Raw genomic sequence first — 1,121 nt, forward strand, 5'->3', positions numbered from 1 at the left:
ACAAAGCCACATTTACGCACCACGAAAATGCATCAACCTTCTAGCTCGTTCACTTAAGGTGCACGGACATATGCAGGGCCTCATCTTCGTAGCCTGCACTAATCTGGCTCTCCGCCAAAATCTCAAACTCAAAAGAGCACCAAAACTGTTCTGAGCCTTGTACGGCCACCAAATGCACTTGCTTATAATGATTCAAGCGTGCAATATTTAGCACACTTAAGACGAGTTCTTTGGCTGCCCCCTGACCTCTTGCATCAGGGTGCAAAGCCAGATCATGTATGAATAGATCATCAGTTTCCGGCAGAGCATTAAGCTCAACATGTAATTTAGGCGTGTCATTAATCGGCCAGGGGTGCGCTAAACAATATCCGAGCAAGTCCTCGTCATTGCGAATAGCTAAACACGTCTCAGGTGCAAGCAGCCATTTCGCTTTGAGCACGTCTACTGATTCAGGATAGTCGTCCGCATACGCTTTGTGCTGAATATCCATGATACGAGACCAATCAGCGTGATTTATGGCATCTATTGAAAACATTGTTACTACAACCCTTAAGCATTGAAGACCATGAATATTTTTGCATACGGCACATTAATGTATCCCGAACTTCTCGCGCAGTTAACCAAGAAGGAATGGCAAATGACGCCAGCTACATTACATGGTTATCGCCGCTGCATTTTATTAAAAGAAGGTTTTGGGTCTTCTCCAATTATCGTACCCGATAAAAACGCTTCCGTAACCGGAAAAATTTTATACAACGTTGACCCAGAAACCTTAAATTTATTAGACGCTTACGAGTGCGTTGATCAAGGTATCTATGCTCGTAAATCTGTCACCGCTATCTGCAAGAATAGCAACAGCATCATTGACGTAGAATGCTATGAAGCTGGCTCTTCAGAGATCACATTCGGCAGGACCTGGAATCAAGCACAATTCGAATCAGCATATTATGAGCATTTTAAAACGCACATCATTCCAGAGTTTTTGAGCGAGTACTTTTCATCATGAGCGAACAAAGACTTCTCTTACTCTCAGTATTTGCATCAACATTCTTTGCCGTTTTTGGATTGGTATTAGGCATCGTCAGCGGCTCTGGCATGATCCTATTTGATGCCGTTTATTC

2 protein-coding genes are annotated in these 1,121 nt (G+C 43.3%); one reads left to right on the forward strand and one right to left on the reverse strand.

All coding sequences use genetic code 11. From position 1 onward, the window contains the following. Positions 1–49: 49 nt before the first annotated feature. Entirely contained in the window at positions 50–535 is a 486-nt protein-coding gene (locus tag A3738_RS21020) for a GNAT family N-acetyltransferase (protein WP_068502877.1), read from the reverse strand. A gap of 30 nt (positions 536–565) precedes the next feature. Here A3738_RS21020 and A3738_RS21025 point away from each other — a divergent pair, with 30 nt between their 5' ends. Beyond that, a complete protein-coding gene (locus tag A3738_RS21025; protein ID WP_068478918.1) occupies positions 566–1,006 on the forward strand; it encodes a gamma-glutamylcyclotransferase family protein in 441 nt (146 codons plus the stop codon). The last annotated feature ends 115 nt before the right edge of the window (positions 1,007–1,121 follow it).

The sequence above is a fragment of the Oleiphilus sp. HI0066 genome (assembly GCF_001635725.1).

What these genes read in the sequence shown, in the direction of transcription:
- A3738_RS21025 (WP_068478918.1), top strand. Translation starts at nt 566, where the DNA reads ATGAATATTTTTGCATACGGCACATTAATGTATCCCGAACTTCTCGCG.
- A3738_RS21020 (WP_068502877.1), bottom strand. Translation starts at nt 535, where the DNA reads ATGTTTTCAATAGATGCCATAAATCACGCTGATTGGTCTCGTATCATG.